Source organism: Streptomyces sp. S465 (assembly GCF_026898115.1).
Classification (GTDB): domain Bacteria; phylum Actinomycetota; class Actinomycetes; order Streptomycetales; family Streptomycetaceae; genus Streptomyces; species Streptomyces luomodiensis.
Genome location: NZ_CP114036.1, coordinates 547,730 through 574,391, shown reverse-complemented (window position 1 = coordinate 574,391; position 26,662 = coordinate 547,730). Strand labels below are relative to the sequence as shown.

At 73.2% G+C, this 26,662-nt stretch carries 22 protein-coding genes and 2 pseudogenes; 13 read left to right on the top strand and 11 right to left on the bottom strand.

The genetic code is table 11. The annotated features are described in order from the left end of the window. The first annotated feature begins 24 nt into the window (after nucleotides 1-24). From N6H00_RS02690 to N6H00_RS02655, 8 genes and pseudogenes are all read left to right on the top strand, one after another. Nucleotides 25-297, top strand: coding sequence for an acyl carrier protein (locus N6H00_RS02690; RefSeq protein WP_268969891.1), 273 nt, complete (start codon nucleotides 25-27; stop codon nucleotides 295-297). Further along, nucleotides 294-557, top strand: a complete 264-nt coding sequence (locus N6H00_RS02685; RefSeq protein WP_268969890.1) for a phosphopantetheine-binding protein — start codon at nucleotides 294-296, stop codon at nucleotides 555-557. The genes N6H00_RS02690 and N6H00_RS02685 overlap by 4 nt, the downstream gene beginning before the upstream one ends. Continuing rightward, entirely contained in the window at nucleotides 547-1,698 is a 1,152-nt protein-coding gene (locus N6H00_RS02680; protein ID WP_268969889.1) for a beta-ketoacyl-[acyl-carrier-protein] synthase family protein, read from the top strand. Before N6H00_RS02685 ends, N6H00_RS02680 begins: the two co-directional genes overlap by 11 nt. Then, entirely contained in the window at nucleotides 1,695-2,297 is a 603-nt protein-coding gene (locus N6H00_RS02675) for a beta-ketoacyl synthase chain length factor (protein ID WP_268969888.1), read from the top strand. The genes N6H00_RS02680 and N6H00_RS02675 overlap by 4 nt, the downstream gene beginning before the upstream one ends. Further along, on the top strand, nucleotides 2,294-3,982 hold the full coding sequence (locus tag N6H00_RS02670) for a class I adenylate-forming enzyme family protein (RefSeq protein ID WP_268969887.1): 1,689 nt from the start codon (nucleotides 2,294-2,296) through the stop codon (nucleotides 3,980-3,982). Before N6H00_RS02675 ends, N6H00_RS02670 begins: the two co-directional genes overlap by 4 nt. Next, nucleotides 3,979-4,491: a hypothetical protein gene (locus N6H00_RS02665; protein ID WP_268969886.1), complete on the top strand. Its 513-nt coding sequence runs from the start codon at nucleotides 3,979-3,981 to the stop codon at nucleotides 4,489-4,491. The genes N6H00_RS02670 and N6H00_RS02665 overlap by 4 nt, the downstream gene beginning before the upstream one ends. After that, on the top strand, nucleotides 4,488-5,411 hold the full coding sequence (locus N6H00_RS02660) for an NAD-dependent epimerase/dehydratase family protein (RefSeq protein ID WP_268969885.1): 924 nt from the start codon (nucleotides 4,488-4,490) through the stop codon (nucleotides 5,409-5,411). The genes N6H00_RS02665 and N6H00_RS02660 overlap by 4 nt, the downstream gene beginning before the upstream one ends. Nucleotides 5,412-5,540: 129 nt before the next feature. Continuing rightward, a pseudogene (locus N6H00_RS02655) lies at nucleotides 5,541-7,205 on the top strand (tetratricopeptide repeat protein); the annotation flags it as partial. A gap of 643 nt (nucleotides 7,206-7,848) precedes the next feature. Here the strand turns inward: N6H00_RS02655 and N6H00_RS02650 are convergent. After that, entirely contained in the window at nucleotides 7,849-8,769 is a 921-nt protein-coding gene (locus N6H00_RS02650; protein ID WP_268969884.1) for an enolase C-terminal domain-like protein, read from the bottom strand. A gap of 364 nt (nucleotides 8,770-9,133) precedes the next feature. Here N6H00_RS02650 and N6H00_RS02645 point away from each other — a divergent pair, with 364 nt between their 5' ends. From N6H00_RS02645 to N6H00_RS02630, 4 genes are all read left to right on the top strand, one after another. After that, entirely contained in the window at nucleotides 9,134-9,652 is a 519-nt protein-coding gene (locus N6H00_RS02645; protein WP_268969883.1) for a lytic polysaccharide monooxygenase auxiliary activity family 9 protein, read from the top strand. Nucleotides 9,653-9,874: 222 nt separating this feature from the next. After that, nucleotides 9,875-10,075 carry a hypothetical protein gene (locus N6H00_RS02640; RefSeq protein WP_268969882.1) on the top strand — a complete coding sequence of 67 codons (201 nt, stop codon included), beginning with the start codon at nucleotides 9,875-9,877 and terminating at the stop codon, nucleotides 10,073-10,075. After that, nucleotides 10,072-11,493, top strand: a complete 1,422-nt coding sequence (locus N6H00_RS02635) for an MFS transporter (RefSeq protein ID WP_268969881.1) — start codon at nucleotides 10,072-10,074, stop codon at nucleotides 11,491-11,493. The genes N6H00_RS02640 and N6H00_RS02635 overlap by 4 nt, the downstream gene beginning before the upstream one ends. Nucleotides 11,494-11,547: 54 nt before the next feature. Next, nucleotides 11,548-12,435, top strand: a complete 888-nt coding sequence (locus N6H00_RS02630; protein WP_268969880.1) for an alpha/beta fold hydrolase — start codon at nucleotides 11,548-11,550, stop codon at nucleotides 12,433-12,435. A 32-nt stretch (nucleotides 12,436-12,467) separates the two neighbouring features. Here N6H00_RS02630 and N6H00_RS02625 read toward each other — a convergent pair whose 3' ends face one another. The 8 genes and pseudogenes from N6H00_RS02625 to N6H00_RS02590 all read right to left on the bottom strand — a co-directional run bounded on the left by N6H00_RS02625 (nucleotide 12,468) and on the right by N6H00_RS02590 (nucleotide 22,335). After that, entirely contained in the window at nucleotides 12,468-14,141 is a 1,674-nt protein-coding gene (locus tag N6H00_RS02625) for a dipeptide ABC transporter ATP-binding protein (protein WP_268969879.1), read from the bottom strand. Next, nucleotides 14,138-15,151, bottom strand: a complete 1,014-nt coding sequence (locus tag N6H00_RS02620; protein ID WP_268969878.1) for an ABC transporter permease — start codon at nucleotides 15,149-15,151, stop codon at nucleotides 14,138-14,140. The genes N6H00_RS02625 and N6H00_RS02620 overlap by 4 nt, the downstream gene beginning before the upstream one ends. Beyond that, a complete protein-coding gene (locus N6H00_RS02615) occupies nucleotides 15,144-16,127 on the bottom strand; it encodes an ABC transporter permease (protein WP_268969877.1) in 984 nt (327 codons plus the stop codon). The genes N6H00_RS02620 and N6H00_RS02615 overlap by 8 nt, the downstream gene beginning before the upstream one ends. A 5-nt stretch (nucleotides 16,128-16,132) precedes the next feature. Then, nucleotides 16,133-17,857 carry an ABC transporter substrate-binding protein gene (locus tag N6H00_RS02610; protein ID WP_268969876.1) on the bottom strand — a complete coding sequence of 575 codons (1,725 nt, stop codon included), beginning with the start codon at nucleotides 17,855-17,857 and terminating at the stop codon, nucleotides 16,133-16,135. A gap of 429 nt (nucleotides 17,858-18,286) precedes the next feature. Further along, a pseudogene (locus N6H00_RS02605) lies at nucleotides 18,287-18,751 on the bottom strand (MFS transporter); the annotation flags it as partial. Continuing rightward, the gene (locus N6H00_RS02600) at nucleotides 18,750-19,673 is read right to left on the bottom strand and encodes an LLM class F420-dependent oxidoreductase (protein ID WP_268969875.1); all 924 of its coding nucleotides are present in this window, start codon (nucleotides 19,671-19,673) and stop codon (nucleotides 18,750-18,752) included. The gene N6H00_RS02600 and the pseudogene N6H00_RS02605, both read right to left, overlap by 2 nt. Before the next feature lie 26 nt (nucleotides 19,674-19,699). Then, entirely contained in the window at nucleotides 19,700-21,211 is a 1,512-nt protein-coding gene (locus N6H00_RS02595) for an MFS transporter (RefSeq protein ID WP_268969874.1), read from the bottom strand. Then, a complete protein-coding gene (locus N6H00_RS02590; protein ID WP_268969873.1) occupies nucleotides 21,208-22,335 on the bottom strand; it encodes a GNAT family N-acetyltransferase in 1,128 nt (375 codons plus the stop codon). The genes N6H00_RS02595 and N6H00_RS02590 overlap by 4 nt, the downstream gene beginning before the upstream one ends. 587 nt (nucleotides 22,336-22,922) lie before the next feature. Here N6H00_RS02590 and N6H00_RS02585 point away from each other — a divergent pair. After that, entirely contained in the window at nucleotides 22,923-23,711 is a 789-nt protein-coding gene (locus N6H00_RS02585) for a hydrolase (protein WP_268969872.1), read from the top strand. A 24-nt stretch (nucleotides 23,712-23,735) separates the two neighbouring features. Here N6H00_RS02585 and N6H00_RS02580 read toward each other — a convergent pair whose 3' ends face one another. Together N6H00_RS02580 and N6H00_RS02575 are read right to left on the bottom strand one after the other, a co-directional pair. After that, nucleotides 23,736-25,166 (bottom strand): DUF3616 domain-containing protein, encoded by a 1,431-nt coding sequence (locus tag N6H00_RS02580; RefSeq protein ID WP_268969871.1) that lies wholly within the window; start codon nucleotides 25,164-25,166, stop codon nucleotides 23,736-23,738. A 173-nt stretch (nucleotides 25,167-25,339) separates the two neighbouring features. Further along, the gene (locus tag N6H00_RS02575) at nucleotides 25,340-26,617 is read right to left on the bottom strand and encodes a YeeE/YedE family protein (protein ID WP_268969870.1); all 1,278 of its coding nucleotides are present in this window, start codon (nucleotides 26,615-26,617) and stop codon (nucleotides 25,340-25,342) included. Nucleotides 26,618-26,662: the final 45 nt, after the last annotated feature.

Below are 26,662 nucleotides of genomic sequence, written 5' to 3'. Positions count from 1 at the left end.
GTCGACTCAGAAGGGTTTCGCACCATGCAGACGGCCTTGCAGAAGGAGATCCGCCAATTCGTGCTCAGCACGATCAGCGAGGACATGAACCATCCGCTCGACACCGATGAGATCACCGACGACAGTCCCATGGGCACCGGCGGAATCGACATCGACTCGCTGGGCCTGATCGAACTGGTCCTGCGGCTGGAGCGCCGATTCGGTGTGAAGTTCCCGGACAGCGATATCGAGCAGGCCGGTGCGATGAACCTGGGCGACCTGGTCAACGAGGTCGTCGAGCGGGGCGGCACGGCATGACCGCGGAATCCGAGACCCGGCCGCGGATCACCGCCGACGCGGTGCGGGAGCTGCTGTCCGACCCCAAGATCTTCTCCGATCTGCCGGCCGACCTGGACGACGACGCCGACCTCGCCCTGGACTCGCTGGGGCTGGTGTGGTTCCTGCACCAGCTGGAGCTGCGCTACGGCGTGGAGGTCGAGCCGAGCGAGGCGTTCCTCGCCGAATTCACCTCGATCCGCCGGATCACCGCGTACTTGGCGGACGTCGATGAGCCGTGAGGTGCTGCTGACCGGGTTCGGGGTGCGCACGGCCTTCGGTACCGGGGCGGACCCGCTGCGGGAGGGCGTGTTCGACGGGCGTCCCGCGTTCGCGCGGATCACCCGCTTCGACACCGGCCCGTACCGGACCCACGTGGCCGCCACCGGCGGCGGGGCCGCCCCGCTGCGGGAGGTGCTGGCCGATGTCGCCGGGGCGGCGGTCGGCATGGCCGGGCTGCGAGACGGCGCGGAGGCCGCCGTCCTGGTGGGCACCGCGGGTGACTTCACCGGTCTGACCCGCTTCTGGCGCGGCACGGAACCACCCGGCCTCCCCGGCCCCCCGGTCGGCGCCGCGGAGACCGTGCCCGCGTGGCAGGCCGAAACCCTCGCGGACACGCTCGGCGTCCGCGGCCCCCGGCTGGCGTTCACCAGCGCGTGCGTGGCCTCGGCCACCGCGGTCGCGCACGCCTGTCTGCTCATCGCCTCCGGCCGGGCCGACATCGCGATCTGCGCGGGGGCGTACCTGGTGGAGGAGGAGAACCTGGCCAAGTTCGGCTCGGGATTCGCCCTGTCCCGCGACGGGATGATGCGGCCGTTCTGCGCCGACCGCAGCGGACTGCTCCTCGGGGACGGGGCCGCCGCCGTCGTCCTGGAGTCGGCCGAGGGCGCCCGGCGCAGGGGGGCGCGTGCGCTCGCCGCGCTGACCGGCTGGGGCGCCGCCTCCGACGCCCACCACATCGCCCGGCCGCACCCGGAGGGCGCCGGGCTGGTCACCGCCGCCGCGCGGGCCCTGCGGCGGGCGGGCGGCCCGCGGATCGACTACGTGAACGCGCACGGCACCGCGACCAAGTACAACGACCCCGCCGAGACCCGGGGGCTGCGCACGCTCCTCGGCGCGGACGCGGACCGGGTGCCGGTGAGCTCGACCAAGAGCACGACCGGACATCTGCTGGAGGCCTCCGGAGTGGTGGAGCTCGTGATCACCCTGCTCGCGCTGCGGGACGGCGTACTGCCGCCCACCGCCGGGTTCACCGAACCGGATCCGGACTGCGACCTCGACTATGTGCCGAACCGGCCGCACAAGGCCGACATCCGGCGGGCGCTCACCCTCAACGCCGCGTTCGGCGGCGCCAACACCGCACTGCTCCTGGAGCGCGTATGATCGCCGCGATCTGCGACGCCTCCGCGCCGCCGGTCGCCGGTTTCGTGGAGTCCGTCTTCAGCCCGATGGTCCACCAGGCCGTCGAGCGCTGTCTGACCGCCCGGCCCGGCGACGGCTCCAGGACCGCGATGGTCCTGGCCAGCACCATGGGCGACGCCACCACCCTCGACCTCGGCAGCCGCCGGCTGGTCGCCGGGCAGGCGCACAATCCGCTGCTGTTCATGCAGAGCACCGCGAACGCGGTCCTCGGACAGCTCAGCGTCACCTTCGCCGTCACCGGACCGCTGCTCAGCCTGTCCACCGTCGCCGACCCGGCCGGTGAGCTGCTGGCCACCGCGGAACTGCTGCTGGAGGACGCGGAGCTGGACCGCGTGGTGCTCATCGGGGTCGAGCTGACCGGCACCGAGCGCACCGCCGCGGCCCACCGCGAGCTGCGCACCGGCCCGCCCGCCGGGGACCTGGCCGTGGCGATCGTGCTCGACCGGGGTGACCCGCTCCGCCGACTCCTCACCGACATCCCGTCCGGCCCCTCGGCCGAGTACGGCGCCCTTCGCGGCCTGGTCGAGCTGGCCGCCCGAGTCCAAGGAACGAATCCATGATCACCAAGCAGGAGCGCGCGCAGATCAGCCAGGACGCCGCCTTGGGCGCCGGGAACGTGATCCACCGGCTGAAGGCGTACGGCAGACCGCTCGACGAGCAGGCGCTGTGGACCGACGGCACCTGGCAGGCCCCGGACGGCGGCCACCCCGAGGTGCTGACCCTGGGCGAACTGCACGAGGTCGTCGAGATCTATGCGAGCTGGTACCACGCACAGGGCGTACGGCCCCGCGACCCGGTGGCGATCCAGACCTTCTCCAGCACCGAGTTCGCCGTCAACTTCCTCGCCCTCACCTCCCTGGGCGCGATCCCCTCCTTCGTCAACGGCAATCTCCGCCCCGACGTCGCCCGGGCGTACGTGCGCCGCCAGGGCGCGGTGGGCGTCCTCACCGACCAGGCCCACCACGAGGTCTTCGCCGCCGACCGGGCCGAATTGGGCCTCCGCTTCTGCGTCACGGCGGCCGACATCCCGCGGGTCCGCGAGCCCCTCCCGGCCGGCTATCCGTACGCCCACCACGCCACCGACCCGATCATCATCTCGCACTCCTCGGGCACCACCGGGATGCCCAAGGCCGTGCCGCACACCCACGAAACCCTGCTGTACGCGCAGTTGCACCGGCTGAAGCTGTCGGTCGGCTCCGCGATGGGCAGGCTGCTGGTCGCGCTGCCCGGCTCGCACAACGCCGCCATCTCGGTCATGCTCTTCGGCTTCCTGCTGCGCTCACCGGTGCTGCTGCTGTCCAGCCAGCGCGGTGGCGACGTCCTGGACGCCATGGAGTCGTTCCGCCCCACCACCGTGTTCGCGTTCGCCGGAACCTACGGGGAGATGGCGGCCCAGGACCTCTCCGCCCGCGATCTGTCCAGCGTGGAGGCGTGGTACAACACCGGGGACGCCGCCCACGAGGCGCACATCAAGGCGCTGATCGCACTGGGCAGCCATGAGACGGTCGGCCGGGACCTGAAGCGGCGCCGGGTCCCCGGATCCGTCTTCACCGACGGACTCGGCTCCTCGGAGACCGGCTACTCGCTCTTCCACAACGGACACCGGCCCGGCCAGTCGTCCTACTCCCGCTGTGTCGGCAAACCGATGAGCTTCGCCGAGGCCGCGGTGCTCTCCGAGGACGGCACCCCGCTGCCGCCCGGCGAAGTGGGCCGCCTCGGCGTGCGCTCGCCCACGCTCACCCCCGGCTACTGGAACGACTCGCTGACCTTCCACCAGCTGCGGCTCGGCGGCTACTGGCTCACCGGCGACCTGTCCTACCGGGACGAGGAAGGCAACTTCTACCACCTGGACCGGGTGCCGGACGCGATCCGCACCCGCGCGGGCATCGTGTTCAGCACCCGCACCGAGGAGTTGCTGCTGCGCGAACTGCCCGAGCTGGAGGACTGCACGGTGGTGGCGGTCGCGCCGGAGGGCGTGCGCGCGGACTGGGACGGCGACGGGACGGCCGACGCCTACGCCCTGCTCCAGCTGCGCGCGGACGCGGCGGAGACGGCCGACGCCCACTGGACCGCCGAGGTCAACCGGGTGCTGGCCGCCGCGGACCTGCCGCCGCTCACCGGGGCGCTGCGGATGGACGCCGGCGACGTGGTGAAGGGAGCCACCGGCAAGGTGCTCAAGCGGGAGATGCGCCGACGCTTCCAGGCACGGGTGGCGGGCGGCGAACGGGACGGGAGGGCGCGATGACCACGGCCGACCCAACGAGCCCCCGCCCGAGGACCATGGATGTGTACCGGCAGTGGTGGCTGCACGACGCGCGCTGGTACCAGGGGGTGGCGAAAAGGTTCGGGCACACGGTGGCCAACGAGATCAACGCCGAGGCGCTGCACTACGTGGCCGTCCAGGTGGGCAAGCGGATCGCCCGCCAGTTCGGCGGACGGCCCGCAGCGAACCTTGAGGAACTCCGCTGCCGGTACGACGCCTGCGCCGAGTGGATGTTCCCGGGCGAACTGCGCGACGGCGGGACCGCGGTGCTGCCCGGCGGCGAGATCGAGCTGACCATGCGGCAGAACTTCGCCGTGACCATGGTCCGGATGGCCGGTTCCCTCGACGGCTACGCATGCCCGTGCACCGACATCCACGCCGGCTGGTCCGAGGGGCTCGGGGTGGACCTCACCCGCAACTGCGCGACCGCGTGCCTGCGGGATGGCGACCCCGCCTGCCGGCTGCTCATGGGGATCGGGGGCCAGGAATGACGGCGCGTGTCCTGGTCGCCGGGGCCACCGGGGTGATCGGCCGTGCCCTGGTCCCGCTGCTCCGTGCCCACGGCCACCATGTGACCGCGCTGGTACGGGAGCCGTCCAGAGCGGCCGGCCTGGACCCGGACGATCTCGTGGTGGCCGACGCGCTGGACGCCCCGGCGGTGCGGGCGGCCGTGGCCTCGGCCCGGCCCGAGGTGGTGGTCCATCAGCTGTCCGCCCTGCGCGGGTCCACCGCGCAGGGCCTGGAGCACACCGCCCGGCTGCGCACCGAAGGCACCGCCCATCTGATCGCGGCGGCCGAGGCGGCCGGAGCGCGCCGGATCGTCGCGCAGAGCATCGCGTTCGCCACCGCTCCGCACGGCGGGCCGGTACTCACCGAGGACGCACCGCTCCACCTCGACGCACCGGATCCCGGCTGGGCGCTCACCACACGCGCGATCGCCGAACTGGAACGCCGGGTGCTGGGCGCCGCCGACCTCTCCGGCGTCGTACTGCGCTACGGAACCCTCTACGGGCCCGGCACCCTCTACCACCGCGGCGGCGCGATCGGCGCCGCCGTGGCGCGGGGCAGACTGCCGCTGCCGGAGCCCGCCGCCGGGGTCACCTCGTTCCTCCACGTCGAGGACGCCGCACGGGCCGCGCTCCACGCCGTCGAAGCGGACGAGGTGCGCGGTGTGTTCAACGTGGCGGACGACGACCCGGCCGAGGCCGCGGTCTGGCTGCCCGAGTACGCCCGCCTGCTCGGGGCGCCCCCGCCCCGTGTGGTGCCGGCCCAACTGGCCGAGCGCATGCTGGGCTGGCTCACCAGTCACCAGCTGACCGCCATGCGCGGCGCGGCCAACGACCGGATCCGGCGGGAGCTCGACTGGAAGCCCGCGACGCCCAGCTGGCGGACGCGCCTGGCCGCCGACTGACATCCCGGGCACGGCCGCCGGATGACGAAGGCCCCGGAGCCGGCCCGGAAAAACCGCTGACCGGGGCGGCGGCCCGTGATACCTGTCTGAGGAGGGACGGGACGGGACGGGGCAGGGGGGCCACGGGTCATGTCGGGAACACACAACAAGTTCAGCGGCACGGCCCACCAGGTCGTCCAGGCCGGCTCGGTGGGGTCCGTGCACCTCCACGGACAGCCCCCCGTCGTCCAGGCCCTGGAGGGTCTGCCGCCCCGCCACCGCCCGCTCGTCGGCCGGGACGCGGAGCTGTCGGCGGCGGTCCGGGCCCTGGAGCCGGGGTCCGGCCACCGGGGGCTGGCCGTGAGCGGCCCGCCGGGAGTCGGCAAGACGGCACTGGCCCTGGAAGCGGCGCACCGCGTGGTCGCGGAGCGCCGCTTCCCCGGCGGAGTGCTCTACGCCGACCTGGACCCCCGCGGCTTCGAACGGCCGGTCGGCACCGAGGAGTTGCTGTCCGAGCTGCTGCGCATGCTGGGCGTCCCCGGCGACCGGCTGCCGGTCCACCGCATCGGACTGACCGCCCTGCTGCGCACGGAACTGGTGCGCCAGGGCGAGCGACGCGGTGCCGTCCTCGTCGTGCTGGACAACGCCTTTGACGACACGCAACTCACCGCGTGTCTCCCGCCCGAGGGCCCGCACCGCGTCCTGACGACCTCCCGCACGCCCCTTGAGATCCCCGGCACCGCCGCACTGTGCCTGGACCCGCTCTCCGCCGGGGACGCCCGTACCGTCCTCGGCCCGTCCGGGGCGGTCCCGGACGCCGACCTGGACGAGATCGCCCGGCTGTGCGGAAGGCTGCCGCTGGCCCTGAGCGTCGCGGCGGCCCGGCTGCGGGAGGACCGGGAAGCGGGGGCGGATCAGCTGCTGGCCGCGCTGCGCAGCGAATCCGCACGGCTCGCCGAACTCGGCCTGGAGCCCGCGTTCGACGTCTCCTACCGCGCCCTCCCACCGGCCGACGCGCGGCTGTTCCGCCTGCTCGGCCTCCATCCCGGCACCCTCCTCGACGTGGCCTCGGCGGCGGCCCTCAGCGGCCGCCCCGAGAGCGAGACCGGACCCGCCCTGCGCCGCCTGCGCCGGTCCCACCTGCTGGAGTCCGGCGACGCGCACGGGCGGGTCCGCTTCCACGACCTGACGCGCCTGTACGCCCGCGCGCGTCTGGCCGAGGAGCCGGAGCCGGAGCGCAGGGCCGCCCTCGACCGCTTTCTCGCCCACTGTGCGGAGCGGGTGGCGGGGGCGGGCGACGAGTGGTTCGCGCAGGAGCGCCGGATGCTCGCCGACGCCGTGGCAGCGGCCGTGGCCGCGGGCCTCGAGCACCGCGTGGAGCCGGTGGCCGCGCCCCTGGCGCGCTTCCTCGTCCGGCAGGCCCGCACCGTCGAAGCCCTGCGGCTGCTGCGGACGATGGTGCTCGTGGCCCAGCGGCGGCGGGACGTGGCCCGGGAAGCGGACCTGTTCCTGGCGATGGGCCGGCAGTACGGGGCGCTGGACGACGACGAAGGCGCTCGGGCGTGTTTGCAGGCCTACCTCAAACTCCACATGCGCCGGGGCGTGAGCGCCACCTTCGTCCTGGAGTACATGGGCACCAGCGCCGTGCAACGGGGGGAGTACCCGGCTGCCGTCCGGTCCTTCCGCCATGCGGCCGCGATCTGGGAGCGCCTGGGCGACCAGCGCAGACTCGCCATCGCGCTCGACGGCCTGGGCGATGCGTACGCACTCTCCGGGCGGGAGACCGAGGCCCTGCACACGTTCCGGCGGGCGGCCGCCGCCGCCCAGGCCGCGGCCGACCCGGGCACCGTCTGCGCCGCGCACATGGGCCTGGCCAAGCTCGCGCAGGGGTACGGCTCCTGGCCCTTCCCCCGGGACGGCGCGGAGGAGCCGCCCCCCGACTGGGAGTCGGCCCGGTTCCACGCCTCCCACGCCCTCGACCTGGCCCACCGGTCGGGCGAGGTCCGCACCGTCATCGCCGCCCTGACCGTGACGTCGGTCGCGCTGAACGGGTCGGGTGACGGGGAGCGGGCCATCGCCGCCGCACGACGGGCCGTTGAGCTGGCCCGCGAGCACCGGCTGCCGCAGGAGGAGGCGATGGCCCTGACCCTGGAGTCGTTGGTGCTGGATGGCCTCGGCCGCGCCGAGGAGGCGCACGAGCGGCAGACGGAGGCCATGGCACTGGATGACGCCGTGCGCACGGGCGGACTGCCACCCGGCACCCCCGAGCCGCCCCCGCCGTCTCCCGCCCGCCTCGACCGGCGCGTCGTGCTGCACTCCCTCCTCTTCCCCGGGCTCGGTGTCCTCATCGCCCTGGCCGCCATCGCGTTCCACGGCTGGAGCCGGCTCTGGGCCGGCTACGGAGCGCTCATGACGGCCGCGGCATGGGCGCACTACGACCAGGCGGTCACGCTCTACGTCAAGGGCCTCCGGGAACGGGCCAGCGCACTGTTGTGGAGCCTGGCGCCCTGGGCCGCCACCGTGCTGGCGTGGGTGGGAACCCTCGGGCAGCACGCCCTCGGCGCGGTCCTGTGGTGGTGCGCCGCGTCCTTCGTCGCGCCGGTCCACCTCTGGCTCTTGTCCCGCTGGCACCGACGCGAAGAGCTGCGGGTCGCGCAGTTGCCGGACGACATCTGAGCGCGGCCACCGCCGCGAGCAGGATGGTGACCCCGAGGCCGGGGCCGTCGGGAATGGCCACCGTGCCGTCCTCGGGGGTGAGCGGGGTCGCCAGCACACCGTCCCGCAGCGGGTTCTCGCCCCGGTCGAATTCGAAGATCAGCGGCTCTCCGCCGGCCATGCCGAAGGGCGCCCGGGGCACCGCCGAGACCGGTTGCAGCGTCGCGGCCTGGACCACCCCGGTGCCCCAGCAGCGCGGGGACAGCCGCGGGTTGAGGGCGGCGGCGAGCTGGCGCCCGATCTTGCTCTTGACGGCGGTGAAACCCTCGGCGGCGTGGGCGGCCATCGTGTCCCGGAACGGGCCGGGGTCGCGGGTGGCGGTGACGTAGCCGGAGGAGGCGTGGGCGTCCACCCGGTCGTGGAGCCGGCTGCCCAGGAGATGAGCCACCGGAACGCCGAACGCGCGGGCCTGCGCGTCCCACAGCGCGATGTCGATGCCGCTGGCGGTCGCGGTATGCGGTCCGCCGGAGGTGAGGTGGTAGCCGGGGGAGAGCCGGTCCAGGATGCGGTCCTCCCGGATGTCGGCGGGCTGCCCCAGCAGCGCTTCGGCCTGTTCGGCGAGGAACGGGGCGATCAGGCGCGGGGGACCGAAGGACTCTCCCCAGCCGACGGCGCCGTCGAAGGTGGTGGCCTTCACCAAGGTGGCGATCGCGCCGGTGGCCACCGGAATGTCCCGAATGTGGCGGACTCGGACTGTCCCTCAGCGAGCGGGCCGCCGCGTGGACCACGGAGTCGGCGGTGTTCGGCGGCGGGGCCTGAGCCGGGGGCCGTCCCGGCCGTCCCCCGGTGTCCCGGTCCGCGTATCCGGTACGCGGACCGGAAAACGGATCGCTGACGATCTCTGTGCCATCTCTTGACCATGAACAGACAGGCGGTATGGTCTAGACCTAATGGCGGCACGGATTCGCGGTCGCCCCGGCGCCGCTGGTGCGTTCCGTCATAGCCACCCCCCACACTGCCCCCCACATGTTCCCCATCGGCAAGGTACTTCCTCCGTCCGGCGGGTCCTTGCCGTGGAAGGAGTTGGCATGAACATGAAGCGCAGGCTGTCCGTCGTCATCGGCGCCGGAATAGCCCCCCTGCTCGCGCTGTGCCTCCCGGCGGGCGAGGCGAGCGCGCACGGCTATGTCTCCACCCCGCCGAGCCGCCAGGCCCAGTGTGCGGCCGGGACCGTGGCCTGCGGTGACATCAAGTACGAGCCGCAGAGCGTCGAAGGGCCCAAGGGGCTGACGAGTTGCAGCGGCGGCAACGAGAGGTTCGCCGAGCTCGACGACGACAGCAAGGGCTGGGTCGCCACGCCCGTCTCCTCCAAGACCAGCTTCACCTGGAAGCTGAGCGCCCCTCACGCGACCAGCACCTGGCAGTACTTCGTCGGCGGCTCGAAGATCGCGGAGATCGACGACGGCGGAGCGCAGCCGGGCGAAACCGTCACCCATGACGTCGACTTCGGCAACCTGACCGGCAAGCAGAAGGTCCTCGCGGTCTGGAACATCGCGAACACCGCCAACGCCTTCTACGTCTGCATCGATGTGAACATCGGCGGCTGACCGGCCGCACCGCGCTCCTGGGCGGGAGATCGGGCGCACGTCACCTCGGCGTGGCGTGCCGGGTCTCCCGCCCGGTGGCGTCCAGGTGCATCGTCCTGCAGATCGACGAGGCGGCGATACGTCGTGGATATCGCGGGGCGGCAGTCGAGATATCGCACTGGATAACGGGGCGCCTGCGGTGTGGGCTGGTTTCCGATCAGTCCACTGACCAGAAGGCCGCTCATGCACCAGACCGTTCCCTCCACCGTGGCCGTGCTCGGCCACGGCGCCTGGCATTCCTCCCGGCACCGGGCGATGACCCAGCGTGCCCTGGCCACGGACCGGCCGACCGAGGTGCACTCCCTGCCCGGCGGCCACTCGCCCTTCCTCACCCGGCCGGAAGAGCTCACCGAGCCGCTCGCGTCATCGGTGAACCGGATATGAGGGCCCCGCTGCTGCCCGTGCTGCTCTCCGGAACGTTCGTCCAGCTGGTGAGCGTGACGGTCATGCAGGTAGCGGTGGTCGACATCCGGCAGGACCTGGACGCCGGCGCGGGGGCCGGGCAGCTCGCGCTGGCCGGCTACACCCTGACCTACGCCTGTTCGCTGATCACCGCGGCCCGGCTGGGCGACCGGTTCGGATACCGCCGGCTCTTCGTGGTGGGAATGGCGGTGTTCACCCTCGCCTCGTCGGTCGCGGCCGCTGCCCCGGACATCGGCGTACTGATCGCCGGGCGTCTGGTCCAGGGCCTCGGCAGCGGACTGGTGGCCCCCCAGATCCTGTCGATCATCCAGACGACGGTGCCCGAGTCCCGTCGGCCCCGCGCGCTCGGCTATTACGGTGCGACGATGGCGGTCGCCTCGCTGGCGGGCCCACTGCTCGGCGGCGTCCTGCTCCAGCTCGACCCCCTCGGCCTGGGGTGGCGCGCCGCGCTGGCGTTGCCCGCGCCGATCGGGCTCGCCGCCCTGGTGCTGTCCCCCGCCCTCCCGCCGGGGCCCGGCCGGGCGGGTGCGGACAGCCGGGTCGATCCCGTCGGCGCCGGACTCTGCCTGTCCGGACTGGTCCTGCTCGTGCTGCCGCTCACCCTCGGCCAGGACGCCGGCTGGCCCGCCTGGACGTGGATCAGCCCGGCCGTGGCGGTCGCGCTGCTGGCCGCGTTCGCCGTATCGCAAGCCCGGGTGTCCCACCCGCTGGTGCACCCGTCCGCCCTCGCCGGGCGAACGACACGCTGGGGCATCGGGGCGGTGCTGGTGTTCAACGCCGGGATCCCGTCCTTCACCCTGCTCCTGTCGCTGCACCTGCAAGGGACGCTGCACGACAGCCCGTTGCGGACCGCGCTGACGATCACCCCGTACGCGGTCGGGGCACTGCTGGGCAGCGCAATCGCCGAGGCGGCGGCGCGGCGTCACGGCGCGGCCGTCCTCGTCGTCTCCGCCTGTGCACTGGCCGTGGTGTCGGTGGTGGTCGCCGCGACGATCGCGGCCCCGGGGCCGGCGCTGTGGCTGGCGCTCGGAGTGGGCGGGGTCGCTTTCGGCCTGTTCACCGCGTCCGTGTTCGCCCTGGTCCTGGCCAGGGCTCCGGCGCACGCGGCCAGCTCCGTGTCGGGGTTGCTGCCCACCGCGCAGCAGCTCGGCGGGACCCTCGGCGTCGCGCTCGCCGGTGTCGTGTACGCCGCACCCGCCGCCGGGCCCGGTGACGCCTTCTGGCACGCGATGGGCTACGAGACCGTGACCTTCGTCCTCGCCGCGGCGGCCGGCGCGGCCGTGCGCCGGGGCCGTCCGCCCGCCCCGCCGAGGACGCCCGCCGGCTCGCCGCCCGCGCCGCCCGTGTCATCCGGGTCGTCCGCGTCGTGCCCGCGGTGAGTTACCACAGGACTCCACAGGTACCACAGGACTCCACAGGTATGGGGATCGACGATGGGAGAAAGCATGCGGTGGGACTCGGTGCGCACGGTGGCCCTGGACGATGTCGACCTGGCCTACCGCACGGCCGGTTCGGGGGAGGAGCTGATCGTCCTTCTGCACGGCTGGCCGCAGACCGGGCTGTGCTGGCGCAAGCTCGTCGGACCGCTCGCCGAGCGGTACACCGTGGTCGTCCCCGATCTGCGTGGGTACGGAGCCTCCGGTCTGGCAGACACGGGATACGACAAACGCGCCACCGCGGCCGACCTGAGCGCGCTGGTGCGTCATCTGGGGCATGACTCGGCCGTCGTGGTCGGGCACGACCGCGGCGCCCGTGTCGCGCACCGGTGGGCGCTCGACCACCCGTCCGAGGTCGGCGCGCTCGCGCTGCTCGACGTGCTGCCGACCCGGGTCGTGATGAACTCCTTCGACCGGATGTCGGCGGCCGCCATGTGGCACTGGTTCTTCCATCTCCAGCCGGAGCTGCCCGAGTTGCTGCTGGCCGGAAACGTGGAACCCTATCTGCGGTACTTCCTGCGGCGCGTCCTGGCCTCGGGCGCCGTCGACGAGGACACCTTCCGCCACTACGTCGCCGAGTACACCGATCCGGCCCACCTCCACGCCACGTTGGAGGACTACCGGGCCGGTTTCACCACCGACCTGGAGCTCGACGAGGCCGACCACGCCCGGGGGCTGCGGCTGCGCTGTCCGCTGCTGCTGCTCTGGGGCGCCGAAGGCGGCCTGGCCCAGGACGACGTCCTCGCCGTCTGGCGCGAGCACCACGCCGATCCGGCGGCGGTGAGCGGACACGCCGTGCCCGGCGGCCACTACGTGCCCGAGGAGGCGCCCGACCAGGTCCTGGACGCCCTCGCCGGGTTCCTGGGCGGCCGCCCGAACCGGTGAGCCGCCCCGGCTGGTGAGGTGGCCCCGGCCGGTCAGGGCCGGAGCCCCGGCCGGTTGCCGCGCGCCGCGCGGCGCGCCGCGGCCTCGGCGGGGTCGAGGACCGGGACCGCCGCGAGCAGGGCCTTGGTGTACGGGTTCCGGGGCGCGTCGTAGACCGTGTCCGCCGGGCCCTCCTCGACGATGGTGCCCCGCCGCATGACCGCCACCCGGTCGCTGGCCCGGCGCACCACCGCCAGGTCGTGCGAGATCAGCACCAGGGCGAGCCCGAGGTCGCGCTGGAGCTCCGCGAGCAGGTCCAGGACCTGGGCCTGGGTGGTGACGTCGAGGGCGGAGACCGGCTCGTCGCACACGATGAGCCCCGGTTCGGGCACGAGCGCGCGGGCGATGCCGACCCGCTGGCGCTGGCCGCCGCTGAACTCGTGCGGATAGCGGTGGTACCACCCCGGGTCGAGACCGACGCGCTCCAGGGCCTCGCTCGCGCGGCGCCTGATCTCCGCGTCGGTCAGCGTCCCCGCGGCACGCAGCGGATCGGCGACGGACTCACCGATGCCGCGGCGCGGGTTGAGGGAGGAGACCGGGTCCTGGAACACCATCTGGAGTCCCCGGTGCAGGCCGGTCAGCTCGCGCCCCCGGTAGCGGACCGACCCACCGCTCGGCTCCAGCAGCCGCACCAGCATCCGGCCCAGCGTCGTCTTGCCGCTGCCCGACTCGCCGACGATGCCGAGGGTCTCGCCCCGCGCCACGTTCAGCGACACACCGTCCACGGCGACCGTACGGTTCTTCCCGCGCCCGAACTCCCTGCGCACCGCCACCGCTTCCAGCAGGACGTCACCGTCGGACACGGGGGCGGCCGCGGCGGCCGGGGCACGCCCCGTCTCCACCCGGGGCACCGCGGCGAGCAGACCGCGGGTGTAGGGCTCGCGCGGCTCCTCAAGGACCGTGCCGACCGGGCCGCGCTCCACGGCACGCCCGTCCTTCATCACCAGCATCTGATCCACGCTGCCCGCGACCACACCGAGGTCATGGGAGACCAGGACCAGGCCCATGCCGGTCTCGGCGCGCAGTTCGTGCAGCAGGTCGAGGATCTGGGCCTGCACCGTCACATCCAGGGCGGTGGTCGGCTCGTCCGCCACCAGCACCCGCGGTTCGCAGACGAGCGCCATCCCGATCAGGGCGCGCTGACGCATGCCGCCGCTGAACTCGTGCGGCCGGGAGCGGGACCGCCGTGCCGCGTCGGGAATGCCGACCCGGTCCAGCACGGCCACCGCCCGTTCGCGGGCCGCGCGCCGGGAGACGTGCGGGGCGTGCGTCCGGTACACCTCGGCGATCTGGTCGCCGACGGCCAGGTAGGGATCGAGGGAGGACAGCGGGTCCTGGAAGACCATGGCCGCGGTGGCGCCGCGCAGCCGCCTCAACTCCCGTACCGACGCGGCCCCCACATCGATCCCGCCCACGGTCACGGTGCCGGTCAGCCGTGCCCCGGTGCCCCGGTGGAGGCCCAGCAGCGCCGCGGCCACCGTGCTCTTGCCGGAGCCGGACTCGCCGACGATGCCGAGTGCCTGCCCGGCCGAGAGCCGGAAGGAGAGGTCGTCGACGGCGCGCACGTCCTGCCCGCCCGTGGCGAAGTCGACGGTCAGACCTCGGACATCGATGAGGAGTCCGGGCGTGTCGGCCGCCGCACTCGCCGGTTGTTCCACCGCTGTCATGACAGGACCACCCTTCGGTCGGCCAGGGCGTAGAGGATGTCCGCGATCACGTTGGCGAGCACCACGGCCACACCGATGACCAGGACCACGCCGACGACCACCGGAAGGTCGACCGAGCGCACGCTGTCGATGAGGAGCCGGCCCAGCCCCGGAAGGCCGAAGAGCTGCTCGGTGAGCATCGCCCCGCCCATCATCGACCCCAGGTCCAGGGCGCTCAGGGCGATCACCGGGGGCAGCGCCCCGCGCAGCGCGTGCCGGGCCACGATGGCCCGCTCGCTCACGCCGTAGGCGCGGAAGGTGCGGATGTGGTCCTCCGCGAGGACCTCCAGCGTGGCGGAACGGGTGAGCCGGGCGTACTTGGCGCTCTCGAAGAGGCCAAGCGTCAGCCAGGGCAGCAGCATGTTCCAGGCCCACTGCTCCGGGTCCTGGGCGAGCGGGACGTACGAGGGGAAGGGCAGCCACCGCAGATAGGCGCAGACGGCCATGAGCAGCAGCAGCCCCAGGATGAACACCGGAGTGGCGGTTCCGGCCAGTGTCAGCACGGTCAGCGCCCGTTCGGTCACCCCGCCCCGGCGCAGCGCGGACAGCAGCCCCGTGCCGACTCCCAGCACCAGCCACACCACCATCGCGCCGAGGGCGAGCGAGGCGGTGGCGGGCAGCCCCCGCAGGATGAGCGCGGTGACCTCCTCGTCGTTCTGGTGGGACAGGCCCAGGCAGGGCGCCGAGCAGTGCTCCAGCGAGGTGCCCGTCGAGTAGTCGCGCCCGGCGAACACGCCCTGGAGGAAGTGCAGATACTGGGCGTAGGCCGGTTCGTCGAGCCCCAGCCGCTCCCGTACCTGTGCCACCTGCGCCGGATTGCACCGCTCCCCGCAGGCGAGCCGCGCGGGGTCGCCGGGGACCAGGTAGAACAGCGCGTACAGGGCGACGGACAGCACCAGCAGCACCAGCGCGGCGCCCAGCAGCCGCTTTGCCACGAAGCGTACGGCCGGGGGCGGGAAACGGTCAGTCACGGGTCTTCTCCTTGCGCGTGCCCACCCGCAGACGGCTCGCCTCGCGCGGGTCGAGCGCGGTGCGCACGGCGTCCCCCAGCACGGTGAACGCGAGCACGGTGACGAACAGCAGCCCGGACGGCAGCAGGACGTACATCGGGTCGGCGCGGAACCAGGTGGTCGCCGTCGACAGCATCTGGCCCCAGGAGGGCGTGGGCGGCTTCACACCGATGCCGAGGAACGACAGCGACGCCTCCAGCACGATGTTGGACGGGAGCAGGATGGCCGCGTAGGTGATGACGGGCGCCGCGAGCGACGGCAACAGCTCCCGCCGGACCACCCGCCAAGGGCCCGAGCCGCCCAGCCGGGCCGCGGCGACGAAGTCCAGACGGCGCAGCGTCAGCGTCTGAGCCCGCACCACACGGGAGGTGCCGCCCCAGTTGAGCACCCCCATGACCAGGACGAGCAGCAGCGGACGCGGGAAGCCCTCGGGTACCACCGTGGTCAGCGCGATGGCCAGCACCAGCATCGGCAGCGCCACCATCACATCGGTGAGCCGGCTGAGGACCTGGTCCGCCCACCGGCTGCCGAGCGCCGCGGCCAGGCCCACGCCCACGCCGATCGCGATCTGGAGCACCGTGGCCCCGGCCGCCACCAGCAGCGAGACGCGCGCCCCGTACAGCAACCGGGCGAACAGGTCGCGCCCGGTGCCCGGTTCGACGCCGAGCCAGTGCTCGCCGCCGACGCCGCCGAAGGCGCCCTCGGGCGCGCCACCGCTCGCGGAGTCGACCAGCTCGTCGTGGTAGGCGTACGGGTCCTGACCGCTGACCGCCGTCAGCAGCGGCGCGGCGAGCGCGGCGAGGACGAGGACGGCGAGCACCGCGCCCGCGACCACGGCCGAGGGCCGCGCGCGGAGCCGGTGCCAGGCGCCATGGGCCCCGGCGGCCGGTCCCGGGGCGGGCGGCCCGTCCGCCCCGGAGGCCAGGGTGTCGTGCACGGCCACTACTTGACCGCCACCTGCGAGATGTCGAGGACGCCGGTCCAGTCGCTGATGACGACGTTCTTGACGTCCTTGCCGACCAGGCGCTGGTAGACCGGGTGGTAGAGCGGCACCGTGAGGGCCAGCTCGCCGATCCTCTCGTCCAGGGCGCCCCAGCGCTTGGCCGCCGCCTTCAGATCGGTCAGCCTGCTGATCTCGTCGAACTCCTTGTTGATCGACGGATCGTCCAGCTGCGCGTGGTTGAAGTTGGCGCCGTCCCCGACGATCTGCCGGCCGTCGAAGATCGGGGCGAGGAACGGATATCCGGCGGGCCAGTCCGCTCCCCAGCGGGTGAGGAAGAAACCGGGAGTGGCGTCGGCGTCCCAGCGCTGCTCGTTGTAGGCGTTGCCTTCCAGGCCCTTCAGCCTGACCTTGATGCCCGCCTTCGCCAGGGACTGCTGGACCGCGGCGGCGACGGTGGGGCCCATTTCGCCCTCGTCGGTGGAGTGGGTGAGGGTGATGGTCAGCCCGTCCTCGTAACCGGCCTTCGCCAGCAGCTCCCTGGCCTTCTTCGGGTTGCCGTTCCCACCCGCCGGGAAGTGGTCGTAGGGCGTGTAACCGAATGCCTTCTGGTCCGGCAGGAAGGTGGTGGCGGGCTCGGCGAGGGAGGAGCCGCCCACGGCGTTGATGACGCTCTTGCGGCCGATCGCGTACGAGATGGCCTGGCGCACCTCGGGCTTGTCGAACGGCTTCACCTTCGGGTTGAACGCCAGGTAGTCGGTGTAGCCGAAGTGTCCGATCCCGACCCGCGACTTCAGGGCCTTGTCCTGGCCGATCTGGGCCAGCTCGGCGGGACCGAGGTTGGTGTCCGTGGTGATCGCCCGCGCGTCGTCACCCGAACTGGTCGACAGGCGCTGGTTGATGACCGCCGGGTCGAGACCGGAGCGTACGTCGATGGTGTCGGGGTACGCCTTGCGCTGGTCGTCGACCTTCTCCGACCAGTACGGGTTGCGCTCCAGCTGGAGCCGTTCGCCGTCGCCTGTGTTCTTCACGACCTTGTACGGGCCCGAGGAGATCGGATGCGACTCGTACCTGGCGCCGGTGTCCTTGTCCTTGGGCACGGGCGCGAACTGGGTCTGGGTCGCCAGGTACGGGAAGTCGCCCACGGGCTTCTTCAGCCTGAAGACGATGGTCCTCTCGTCCGGCGTCTCGATCGAGTCCAGGGTCTTCTTGCCCTTGTGGACGAAGGGGCCCTGGTAGGTGTCGCCACCGATCAGCCAGTCGCGCAGATAGGGCGCGCCACCGGAGAGTTCGGCGGCGAAGGACCGCTCCACGCCGTACTTGATGTCGGCGGAGGTGATGGCGGAGCCGTCCTCGAACTTCAGGCCCTTCTTCAGCGTGTACGTCCACACCGTGGCGTTCTCGCTGGGGGTGCCCAGACCGGTCGCGAGGTCGGGCACCACCCGGGTGCCCGCGGCGCCGTTCGCGCGGTTGCGCGTGGTCAGGGTGCGGAAGACCAGTGAGGGGACATTGCCGCCGCCCGAGGTGTACAGGCGGGCGGGGTCGAAGTCCGACTGGGCCTCGGAGTTGAGCACCGTCAGCTTGCCGCCCTTGGCGGGTTTGCCGTCGCCCTTCCCGGAACTCTCACCGCCGTCCTGCGGTCCGGCGCAGGCCGCGACTCCTCCGACCAGGGCCAGACTGACGGCGGCCACGGTGGCACGCCGGGATATCGCTCTTCGATCACGCATGGAAGTCGATGCCTTTCAGGACGGGAGAGCCGTCGGAAGGCATCGGGAATCAGCTGGGCAGGGAAGCGCTGAACCGTACGAGACCGCACCGACGACTTGGGGGGTGAAGGGTGCCGGAGCCGGGCTCGGGGGGATGACGACGCCACAGACGCGAGAGGGCGCCTCGATGAGCCCGGGGGCTCAGCGACAGTGGACGTCGGACACCGCGTGCGCGTGCACACCGATGAGCACCAGGCAGAAGCTGGTGTACTCGGGGACATGGCGACGCGGCATGGGGAGAAGACTGGACGATCGCGCCGCGCCGCACAACGGCGTATCGGAATCCGATACAAAACATTTCACAATATGGGCACAGAGGCCATGCGCGTGGACGTCGGCGGGGCGGGGCCGGGGCGTCACCCGGTGCGGCCGGGGTGAACCGGGGGCGGGTCAGCCGAGCTGTCGGTCACGGCCGGCCAGGAAACCGTCCGCGAGCTGCGGCAGCGTCAGCAGCGCCATGGGGACCAGCGGTGCCCGCCGGCCGCCGCTGTGCTCGTAGAGCGCGCCGGCCAGGATCGGGCCCGGGACGGACAGCGGATAGCCGGTGCCCTGGGCGAAGGCGGACAGCCGGACCACGGTCGCGCTGTCCCGTCCCCGCATGCCGATCATCGTGAGCGCCGGCGGGAAGGAGCAGTTGGCGACGCCCAGCAGACCGGCCCACAGCCACGGTGCCGCGGCCGGAGCGGCCCACAGCCCGGCGTACCCGGAGAGTCCGAGCAGACCGATCGCCACGGCGATCCCGCTCTGACCGGGCAGCCGCCCGGCGACCGAGGCCAGTGCGAAGGACAGGGGGATGCCGAACACCGAGGTGACGGCGAAGAGCAGACGGGCGGTCCCGGCGGACAGCCCCGCGTCAGCCCGCCAGTTCCCCCAGGAGTGCCCAGGTGCGGCGCCGGGCGGCCGCTCCGGCGATCTCCGTACCCGAGAACACCACCTCCGTCGCCCCGGCGTCCCGGTAGCGCCGCACCTCGTCGGCCACGGTCTTCTCGTCGCCGATCACCGCGACATCGACGGCCCGGGTGCCGCCGGAGAGTCCGATGACCCGCGCGTAGGAGGGGATCTGCTCGTAGAACGCGAGCTGCCCGGCCGCCGTCTCGCGCACGGAGTCGGCGTCGTCGGTGACCACACCGTGCACGAGCGCCACGATGCGGGGCGCGGGACGCCCCGCGGCCTCCGCCGCCGCGGTGACGGCCGGGACGATGTGCTCGGCCAGGGCACGGGGTCCGGCCAGGTAGGGCAGGATCCCGTCCGCCAGTTCACCGCTGACCCGCAGCGCCTGCGGACCCATCGCGGCGACGAGCAGCGGCACGCCGGACTCGGCGCCCGGCACCCGCGCGGACACCGGCGTGGCCGCCGTGAGCAGTTCGCCGTGGAAGTCGGCGGTGCCGGTCTCGGTCAACTGCCGTAGCGCGGTCAGGAATTCACGCAGCCGGGCGACGGGCCGTTCGAACGGGATGCCGAAGCCCCCCTCGGTGAGGAGCTTGGTGCCGAGCGCGAGTCCGAGGTGATACCGGCCGTGGGTGGCCGCCTGCGCGGTCTGGGCCTGGCTGGAGACGAGCAACGGGTGACGCCCGAAGACCGGGATCGCGGACGTGCCCACCTGGAGATCCGGTACCTCACGTCCGACGATCGCCGCGAGCTGGGGCGAGTCGGCGCCGAAGGTCTGTCCGAACCAGGCGGACCGCAGCCCCGCGGCCGAGGCTTCTTGGGCCAGGCCCACAGTGGTGTCGATCTGGTTTTCGGCGGCTGCCGCGTTGAGTGCTACTCCCACAGTCATGTCAGCGCAAACCGACGGGACCGACCTCACATTTCCTTTCCTGTATGACAGTTGTGTGTCGGCGGTGTCCGTCGGCGGGGCCGCCGGGCCCAGCCGGTCCATACGGTCCGTACGGACGGGGAGGAGACATCCCCGCCCGCGCCCCGCAGGACCGACACCGCCAGGGCGACGGCCATCACGCCCACAAGGGTGAGGCTCGCGTGCCAGTAGGACGACCGGTGGTGGAACGCGCCCGCTGCCGAAGTGTGGAGGTACACCCCGGAGATGGCCGAGACGCTCACCGCCGCCGCGATGCGCTGGGACATCTGGAGAACCCCTCCGGCCACCCCGGCCGCCTCCGGTGGGGCGTGGCGCAGCACCAGTGCCTGGTTGGGCGAGACCGTCAGCCCCGAGGCGGTCCCCATGCAGAACTGGGCCAGGGCGAGGATCGCCGGGAGGAGCGGAGCCGGGGCCCGCAGCGCGGCCAGACCGCTCGCCAGCAGGGCACTCGTGCCCAGCGCGAGGCCGGCCGTCACCGTGTGCCGCCCCAGGCGCCGCACCACGCGCCAGGCCAGCGCCGACGAGACCCCCATCGCCACCGCCGAGGGCAGTGTGACCGCGGCGGCGGCGAAGGCGGAGAGCCCCAGACCGTCTTGCAGGAACATGGTCAGCACCAGCGAGGCGGCGATCGAGGTGCCGAACTGCGCCATCGCCACGACCGTGCCCAGTGCGAAGGGTGCGGACCGGGCGAGGGCGGGATGCAGCAGCGGATGGTGGCCCGAGCGGGCGTAACGGCGCTGCCAGTACGGGAGCAGCGCCAGCGCCGCGCAACCGGCGGCCACCCAGGCCGCCGTGGCGCCCGCGCTCGTGGGGACCTGGATGAACGGAACCATCGCCGCCAGGGCCAGGGCCAGGGCCCCGGCCAGCCCCAGCCCGACCGGGTCCAGATCGGTGTGGCCGGCGGTGCCCCGGGGCGGAGGCAGATGGCGCGCGGCGAGCACGAGGGTGGCCAGTCCGAAGGGGACGTTCAGCAGGAAGGTGAACCGCCAGCCGGGATCAGGCCCGGTGGCCGCGATCAATCCCCCGCCCAGGGGTGGGCCGAGTGCGGTCGCCAGGCCGCTCGTCACCGCGTACAGACCCAGCGCTCGGGCCCGGTCCTGGCCGCTGAACACGTCCTGGATGGTGCCGATCACCTGGGAGTTGACCAGGCCCGCGCCGGCCCCCTGGAACAGTCTGGCCGCGATCACCAGCCACGGGCGGTCGGCCGTGGCGGCCACCGCGCCGACCGCCGTGAACAGCGCGAGACCGGCGAGGAAGAACTTCTTCCGTCCGTGGACGTCGCCGAGGCGGCCCCCGGGAACGAGTGCGAGGCCGAACGCGAGGGAGTACCCGGCCACGATCCACTGCACATCGGTGGCGCCCGCGTGCAGCGAGGTGCGCAGCACGGGTATCGCGATGTTGAGGACGGACTGGTCCAGCAGGGTGGTGACCCCGGCGGCCATGCACACCACGATCACCCGGCGCCGGGCCGCGCCGAAGCGGACGGAGGCCGGCGTCATGCCGCAGGCGCCGGCAGCTCGAGGCCGAAGGCGTACACCGGATGCCCGCCGGCCACCAGCCGCTCCCGTTCGGGCAGTCTGCGGAAGCCGAGCCGCTCGTACAGCCGGTGTGCTCCCGTCATCAGCGCGCCGCTGTTCATCACCACCCGCGCGAGGCCCCGGGACCGTGCCAGGGTGACCACATGCTCGACCAGCAGTGCGCCGACACCGCGGCGGCGCGCCTCCGGGGCCACCGCCAGCAGCCGGAAATCCAGCTCCCCGGCGCGTCCCAGCCGGGAGATGTGGCCGCCGGGCCGAGGTGTCGCCACGGTGCCCAGGATGCCGCCGGTGCTCCGGTCGACCGCGATCCACACCTCGTGGTCCCTGGCCCGCGGACCCACGGCCCGCAACTCGGTCCGGTAGTCCTCGGTGAGCGGGTAGTCGTGGGCGTAGGCGGCCTCGGTGATCCGCGCCACCCGGGCGTGCTCGTCCGGGGTGGCGAGCCGGATGGTGATGCCGTCGGCCGGGACCGGGCCGAGGTCATGGGAGAAGACGGCCGTCCGCACCTCCCGGTGCCGGTTCTCGTGTGCCTCGCGGGCGTACTGCCGGACGAAGCCGAGCCGGTGGTAGACCCGCTGCGAGAACACGTTGTCCGGGCCGGTGTCCAGGACCAGGGCACGCACCCCCCAGCCCCGGACGCGTTCGATGGCCTCGGCCAGCAGCGCGTTCCCGGCCCCGTGGCCGCGGTACGCGGGCAGCACGGCCAGCAGCCGCAGTTCGGCCTCGTCGGGCAGCGCGAGGCGGGCGTACCCGCTCCCGGAGCGCAACAGGCTCGCGGTCCCGATCAGGGTGCCGCTCGGCCCGTCGACGGCCACCAGCAGATCACCGGCACAGGCCCGGCCGGGCGTGTCGCGCATCAGGGCCAGCCGCTGCGGCCGGGGTGCGCTGTTGCGGCTGCGGAAGCCCTCGACGGTCAGGTCCGCGATCAGCTCGTACTCGTCCGGCCGGGCAGTACGGACGCCGACGCCGGTGGCGGTGGCGGCGCGGGCGGGGCTCATGCCGCCGCGCCGCGGTGCGGGACTCGGGCGAGCCTTCACGCCGGGGAACGCGGCGCCGAGACGGACCTGCTTGACGGGCTTGCTCATGAGGGGCTCCCGGTGACGGCGTGACGATGGACGGGACGGGGCAGTCCGAAGCGTTCACGCGAGGCGGCCTCTTCGTATGCCTCGCGGAACGGGCGCGACACGGGCCGCGACCGCCGGCGCGTCCAGTCGGCCGCGGAGCGCCTCGGGTGCGAAACGAAGGCCGGAAGGGTGAGGGGCATGCCGTGGGCTCCCGAGGGTGGGGGAGTGAGGGGTGAGGAAACGCGCGCACGGCCGGGCCCCGGACAGAAAAGGGCCGGGGAGACGGAGAGGGGCGCGCGATGGCGGTGTCGGGGGTCAGATCCGACAGATCGCGCTGGAAACCCGCTGGAAGTCGATGTGGCGACGCATCGCGAACCGTGGGACACCCAGCTGGTGTGCCATCGCGACGCGGCTCCCTTCGAACCGATCACACTCACCCTGACCGTCGGCATCGTACATCAGGCCGGATCACAGCCTTCCGGCTTTGTCATGTACGGGCTACAGTGCCCGCCAAGGAGCGTGGGAGCGCTCCCAAAAACCGCGCCAAACGGCAATCCGACCGACCGTCCCCACCTGACCTACCGTCATGACCAGCCGGAGGACACCCCATGACCCTCACAGCACACCGCGCTCTGGCCGCCGCCGCGGTGGCCGTGGCGCTGGCGCTGACCGCCCCGGCCGCGCCCCGGGCCTCGGCACGGCCGGCGGCCTGCGCCGCCGATGGCTTCTGCGAGGACTTCGAGTCCCAGACCGGGACCACCCCCGCCGGCCGCTGGACCACGGCCGTCGCCAACTGCTCGGGCACCGGCACCGCGACCGTGGACACCACGACGGCCCACGGCGGCACCAAGTCGGTGCGGATCACGGGCAAGGCGGGGTACTGCAACCACGCCTTCGCCGGCACCTCGCTCACCGGTCTGCCGTCCGGCGGAGACCTCTACGCCCGCTTCTGGGTCCGCCACACCACCGCGCTGCCCGCCCAGCACGTCACGTTCGCCGCCCTGCGCGACGCCAACGACAGCGGCAAGGACCTGCGCATGGGCGGCCAGAACAAGGCGCTCCAGTGGAACCGCGAGTCGGACGACGCCACGCTCCCGGCCCAGAGCCCGGCGGGCGTCGCGCTCAGTGCTCCGTTGCCCGTGGACACCTGGACATGTCTGGAGTTCCGCCTCGACCGCACCGCGGGCCACCTGGACACCTGGGTGAACGGCGCGCTCGTCACCGGCCTGGTGGTCGACGGCAGCCCGACCCAGGACGTCGACCAGCAGTGGCTCAGCCGGGGCGGGTGGCGGCCCGCCCCGGGCGATCTGCGGCTGGGCTGGGAGAGCTACGGCGAGGGTGATGACACCCTCTGGTACGACGACGTGGCCGTGGGCACCACCCGTATCGGCTGCTGACGCCCCGTCAGGTGCCCCGGCGCGTCAGGAGTTCAGGGAGAAGCGGACCGACCGGGACTTCCGCCACTCCTCGTGCTCCAGGTCCTTGGCCTCGGTGCCGTCCCCGTACAGGTCGGCCGAACCGCTGTCGGTGATCACCTGGGCCTGGGCGCCGGGCGCCGAGAGGTCGGGCACGTCCACCACGGACTCCCAGCCGCCCGGGTCGGCGGTCGGCAGGTCGAGCCGCTTGACCGGCTGGTGTCCGGCGACGCCGTCCCAGGAGTAGAGCGCGTACGGGGCGCTGTTGTCCTCCGCCGCCCAGGAACCGGCCACGATCAGGTACTGGCCCTTGTCGTTGCGGCGGATGTCGCGGACGCTCAGGCCGCCGAGGTCGAGGGTGATCGGGTCGCCGAAGGTGGCGTGGGTGTCCTCGCTGCCGACGGACCGGGCGAGCCGGTCGATGTTGGTGACCGGAACCAGCAGCGCCGCGCCGCCGTCGGCGGGTGGCACCAGCGGCGCCCGGAAGCCGATGTACGCGGTGGAGCCGGAGCCGGGCGCGAACTCCAGGCCCTCGACGTTGAACCCGTCGATCTGCTTGGGCACCTGGCCGTCCGCCGTGCCCTCGGCGAAGCCGAGCCGGTCGCCGTTGGCCTCGTCCCAGGCCACCAGGTCGTCGCGCAGGCCCTGGTACGAACCGCCGACCTCGAGCTCGGTGTCGGCGCCTGAACCGGAGACGGTGGTGGTGAAGAGGGTGAAGCGGTCCTTCTTCGGTTCGCCGTCCTTGTTGTTGCCCAGCGAGCCGGTCCAGTAGATGGTGTCGCCGACGCGGGCCGCGGCCTCGATGTCGATCTCCTTGTCGACGTCGAGGCCGGAGCCGACGTCCCAGGTGCGCACCGGTGCGCCGGAGGCGTCGCGGCGGTACAGGCGCAGGACGTTGGACTCGTCGTCGGCGACAACCAGGTAGCCGCCACCGACGTCCACGGCGGCGGAGGAGTCGCTGGAGCCGGTGAGGTAGCGGGTGTCGGCGGCGTTCTGTACGGCGCCGGAGGCCGCGTAGTGCAGGGTGGTGGTGGCGGTCCTGCCGCCGAGCCCGTGCACCTGGAGGGTGAGGTCGGTGTAGCCCTTGCCGCGGGCCCGTACGGCCACCTCACGGGTGGCGCCGGTCCCGGTCACCGTGACGTCCCCGGTCCCGGCGACCGAGCCATGGGTGGTGGCGGTCGCGGACACGGTGAGCGCACCCGCGTCGGCGCCGCTCTGGCCGACCTTCACGGTCACCGTCGGATCGCCGGTGGCGCCGACGGCGCCGGACAGGTACGCGGCGGACAGCTTGATGGTCGGCGTGCCGTAGTCCGCGCCGGCCGCCGCGCAGGCCGGGAGGGCGGACATCGCCACGGCACCGGCCACGAGCGTCAGCGCCGCGGCGGCATGGCGGACCGGGCGGAGACGGCGCGGGGAAGCGGTAGGGGACGGGACCATCGTGAGCACCCTTCGTCAGCTGCGGACCGGTCGGCGGACCGGCACACCGTTCTGACAATCAATCACGCACATGGCGTGCGGGTGAACCACGCCTGCCGGCCGGGCCACCCCCGGCCCAGGACCGCCAAGAGGAAGGCGGGGCTTGTCGGCGGCACCGGGTCGGCGCCCGGCTCTCAGCAGACGCCGTCGCCCGGCTTCGGGTTCCCGAGTCCGAACAGCGGCCGCAGCTTCAGCCCGGCCCAGGTGCCCAGGAGGGCGCAGGCGCCCCAGACCCAGCCGTGCAGGCTGCCCGAGGCGATGCCCGCGAGATAGGCGCCGATGTTGCAGCCGCCCGCCAGCCGGGCCCCGACGCCCATCAGCACCCCGCCGAGGACCGCCGCGGTCGCCGTTCGCCACCGCACGCCGCGGTGCAGGGTCCAGGTGCCGCCGAGCGCGGCGGCCACCGCCGCGCCGATCATGATGCCGATGTCGGTGAGGCTGGTCTTGTCGGCGAGCACCGGCCCCGCGAGCATCTGCTTGTTCCCGGGCTGCTGCCACCAGCTCCAGCTCTCCGGGTGGCCGCCGAGCGCTCTCACCAGCTCCGCGCCCCACAGGCTGAAGGCGCTGGTGACGCCCCACGCGCCGCCGGAGACGAGCAGTACACCGGCGCCCAGGACGGCCAGCGCCAGGGCGCCGACGGCCAGCGGCCAGGAACCGCGCAGGACACGGGCGGCGGCACCGCGCGCGGAGGGTACCGGGCCGATCGGCGGCGGGTTGCGGCGGGCCTGGACGCGACGGCTGACCAGCACGATGGCGGCGAGCACGAGGATCGTCACCGCCCAGGAGCCGAACCAGCCGATGTGGTCGGCCATGACCACCGGTTTCAGCGCGGGCAGGTCCTTCCACAGGTCGAACTGCCAGGCGGCGAGGGTCGCACCGGCGATGAAGCCGCCGAGGGTGAGCAGGATCGACGTCTGCCCGGAGCCCACCGCGAAGAGGGTGCCGGAGGCGCAGGCCCCACCGAGCTGCATGCCGACGGCGAAAATGAACGAGCCGATCAGCAGCCCGAGGCCCAGCGGCCCCGCCGAGGGCGCGGGCACCGACCCGAACAGCCCGGTTTTCGTGCCGATGAGCAGGGCGAACAGCGTGGCCGTGGTGCCCAGCAGCAGGGCGTGGGCGCGCATACCGGTGCCATTGCCGACCGCGACCAGTTGCCGCCAGGCGGAGGTGAAGCCGAAGCGGGAGTGGAAGAGGGCCACGCCCAGGGCGAGGCCGAGCAGCAGCAGGACGCCGGGCTTGGCCCCGTGGGCGGACCACACATACGCGGTCAGCGCCACGGCGAGCAGCCCGGACACCGCGAGCGGCACCCGGCGGACCGGGGGCGCGGCGGGTGCCTCGGGCCGTGGCACGGAGGTGGGTGAGGGGGACAGCAGCGTGGTCTTCGCTGCCTCGGCAGGCGGGGCGGTGGTCACGAGCGGACTCCGGGAGGCGTTCGACAAGGGGGACGGGGCGCGGCG

Coding starts and splice junctions, on each gene's coding strand:
- N6H00_RS02690 (WP_268969891.1), top strand. CDS start 25: ATGCAGACGGCCTTGCAGAAGGAGATCCGCCAATTCGTGCTCAGCACG.
- N6H00_RS02685 (WP_268969890.1), top strand. CDS start 294: ATGACCGCGGAATCCGAGACCCGGCCGCGGATCACCGCCGACGCGGTG.
- N6H00_RS02680 (WP_268969889.1), top strand. CDS start 547: ATGAGCCGTGAGGTGCTGCTGACCGGGTTCGGGGTGCGCACGGCCTTC.
- N6H00_RS02675 (WP_268969888.1), top strand. CDS start 1,695: ATGATCGCCGCGATCTGCGACGCCTCCGCGCCGCCGGTCGCCGGTTTC.
- N6H00_RS02670 (WP_268969887.1), top strand. CDS start 2,294: ATGATCACCAAGCAGGAGCGCGCGCAGATCAGCCAGGACGCCGCCTTG.
- N6H00_RS02665 (WP_268969886.1), top strand. CDS start 3,979: ATGACCACGGCCGACCCAACGAGCCCCCGCCCGAGGACCATGGATGTG.
- N6H00_RS02660 (WP_268969885.1), top strand. CDS start 4,488: ATGACGGCGCGTGTCCTGGTCGCCGGGGCCACCGGGGTGATCGGCCGT.
- N6H00_RS02645 (WP_268969883.1), top strand. CDS start 9,134: ATGAACATGAAGCGCAGGCTGTCCGTCGTCATCGGCGCCGGAATAGCC.
- N6H00_RS02640 (WP_268969882.1), top strand. CDS start 9,875: ATGCACCAGACCGTTCCCTCCACCGTGGCCGTGCTCGGCCACGGCGCC.
- N6H00_RS02635 (WP_268969881.1), top strand. CDS start 10,072: ATGAGGGCCCCGCTGCTGCCCGTGCTGCTCTCCGGAACGTTCGTCCAG.
- N6H00_RS02630 (WP_268969880.1), top strand. CDS start 11,548: ATGGGAGAAAGCATGCGGTGGGACTCGGTGCGCACGGTGGCCCTGGAC.
- N6H00_RS02625 (WP_268969879.1), bottom strand. CDS start 14,141: ATGACAGCGGTGGAACAACCGGCGAGTGCGGCGGCCGACACGCCCGGA.
- N6H00_RS02610 (WP_268969876.1), bottom strand. CDS start 17,857: ATGCGTGATCGAAGAGCGATATCCCGGCGTGCCACCGTGGCCGCCGTC.
- N6H00_RS02600 (WP_268969875.1), bottom strand. CDS start 19,673: ATGACTGTGGGAGTAGCACTCAACGCGGCAGCCGCCGAAAACCAGATC.
- N6H00_RS02595 (WP_268969874.1), bottom strand. CDS start 21,211: ATGACGCCGGCCTCCGTCCGCTTCGGCGCGGCCCGGCGCCGGGTGATC.
- N6H00_RS02590 (WP_268969873.1), bottom strand. CDS start 22,335: ATGAGCAAGCCCGTCAAGCAGGTCCGTCTCGGCGCCGCGTTCCCCGGC.
- N6H00_RS02585 (WP_268969872.1), top strand. CDS start 22,923: ATGACCCTCACAGCACACCGCGCTCTGGCCGCCGCCGCGGTGGCCGTG.
- N6H00_RS02580 (WP_268969871.1), bottom strand. CDS start 25,166: ATGGTCCCGTCCCCTACCGCTTCCCCGCGCCGTCTCCGCCCGGTCCGC.